Source organism: Sinorhizobium arboris LMG 14919, assembly GCF_000427465.1.
Taxonomy (GTDB): domain Bacteria; phylum Pseudomonadota; class Alphaproteobacteria; order Rhizobiales; family Rhizobiaceae; genus Sinorhizobium; species Sinorhizobium arboris.
Genome location: NZ_KE386498.1, coordinates 1 through 2,217, shown reverse-complemented (window position 1 = coordinate 2,217; position 2,217 = coordinate 1). Strand labels below are relative to the sequence as shown.

The 2,217-nt window shown below is 65.9% G+C and carries 1 protein-coding gene; it reads left to right on the top strand.

Annotated features, from left to right (window positions below; all coding sequences use genetic code 11):
- Positions 1 to 2,217: non-ribosomal peptide synthetase (locus SINAR_RS01000000134590; RefSeq protein WP_150852094.1), on the top strand; the 2,217-nt coding region annotated here is incomplete at both ends.

The window sequence follows — 2,217 nt, the reverse complement described above, 5'->3', positions numbered from 1 at the left end:
TTAGTCAGCTTTACCGGGCGTTTGCCTCTGGCCAGCAGAACCCGCTGGCGCCGCTGACCATCCAGTATCCGGACTATGCCGCCTGGCAACGGCAATGGTTGTCGGGCGAGCGGCTGCAGGCCCAGGCGCAGTATTGGCGCGACAGCCTGTCGGGTGCGCCGGCCCGTCTGGCGCTTCCGACCGACCGGCCGCGGCCGGCGCAGCAGTCGTTTGCCGGAGCCACCGTCCCTGTCGTCATCGATGCCGATCTGACGCGCGGGCTGAAGCGGCTGAGCCGGCAGCATGGCACGACCTTGTTCATGACGGTGCTGGCGGCCTGGGCGGCGGTGCTGTCGCGCCTGTCGGGGCAGGACGACCTTGTCATCGGCGTGCCGAGCGCCAATCGCGGCCGCCGCGAGGTCGAAGAGCTGATCGGCTTCTTCGTCAACACCCTGGCGGTTCGAATCGATCTGTCCGGCGAGCCGAGCGTGTCGGAGCTTCTGGAGCGGACGCGGCGCACGGCACTCGCCGCGCAGGAGCATCAGGACCTGCCGTTCGAGCAGGTGGTGGAGATCGTCCGGCCGCCCCGCGCCCTCGATCACACGCCGTTGTTCCAGGTGATGTTGGCCTGGCAGAACAACAGCGTCGGATCATTGGACCTGCCGGAGCTGCGGGTGGAGGCTGCAGGCGAGGGGCTCGATCAGGTCAAGTTCGATCTGGAGCTTGACCTTCGCGACGATGGCGAGGTCATCGCCGGGACTCTGGGCTATGCGACGGCGCTGTTCGACCGGGCGACGATCGAGCGGCAGCGCGGCTATCTGCTGGCGCTGCTGCGGGCGATGGTTGCCGATGCCGGGCAGCCGGTTGGCCGCATCGACATCCTGCCGGCTGACGAGCGCCGCTATTTGCTGGAGGAGCTGAACCGCACGGAAGCGGACTATCCGTCGGAGCTTTGCGTCCACGAACTGTTCGAGGCCCAGGTGCGCCGGGCGCCCGCCGCGGTGGCGCTGGTGCATGAGGATGAAGAGCTGAGCTATGGCGAACTCAACGCCGAGGCCAACCGTCTGGCCCATCATCTGATCGCGCTTGGGGTGAAGCCGGACCAGCCGGTGGCGATCTGCCTCGAGCGCAGCCCGGCGATGGTGGTGGGACTGCTGGCGATCCTGAAAGCGGGCGGCGCCTATCTGCCGCTCGATCCGGCCTATCCCTGCGCGCGGCTCAACCAGGTGCTCGACGATGCCGCACCGCGGCTGCTGCTGTGCGATGCCGCCGGCCGCGAGGCGCTGGGCGCCGAGGCCATCGCAAGCCTGAGCGTGGTCGATCTCGACACCGCCACCCCCGCCTGGGCCGACCAGTCCGCTGACGATCCCGACCCGCATTCCCTCGGCCTGAACTCCCGGCATCTCGCCTATGTCATCTACACCTCCGGCTCTACCGGAACGCCTAAGGGTGTCATGGTCGAGCATCGGGGATTGGTAAATCTGGGCTTGGCTCAGATCGGACTTTTTGGCGTTTGTTCAAATAGCAGTGTCGTGCAATTCGCCTCCTTCGGCTTTGATGCAAGTGCTTCGGAGCTTGTTATGGCGTTTGGCTCCGGCGCCGCATTGCATTTGCCTGCGAACGGGCTCCGCCAGGCGACCAACAGGCTATCGGATTACCTGCAGAGCGAATCCATCACCCATGCGACGTTACCTCCAGCCTTGCTTCAGGCACGCAGGGATCTGCAATGTTTGGCCCCGCAAGTGCTCATTCTTGCTGGAGAGCTCCCGAAGGCTGAACTCATTCGAAGTCTAGTCCAAGCAAGCATCGTCAACGCTTATGGCCCGACGGAAGCAACAGTTTGCGCCACCGTTTGGAACTGCCCCGATGACTTTGACGGGGCGATCGTACCGATCGGCCGCCCAATCGCGAACACGCGGCTCTATCTGCTTGACAACCATGGTCAGCCCGTGCCTTTCGGGGCGGTTGGCGAGCTCTATATCGGCGGGGCAGGGGTTGCGCGCGGCTACCTTAACCGGCCGGAGCTGACGGCGGAGCGGTTCCTGGCCGATCCGTTTAGCGTCAAGGCCGGCGCCCGCATGTACCGGACCGGCGACCTGGCCCGCTACCTGCCGGATGGCAATCTCGAGTTCCTCGGCCGCAACGACGAGCAGGTGAAGATCCGCGGCTTCCGCATCGAGCCGGGCGAGATCGCCGCCCGGCTTTGCGAGCACGAGCTCGTCGCCGATGCGGCGGTGG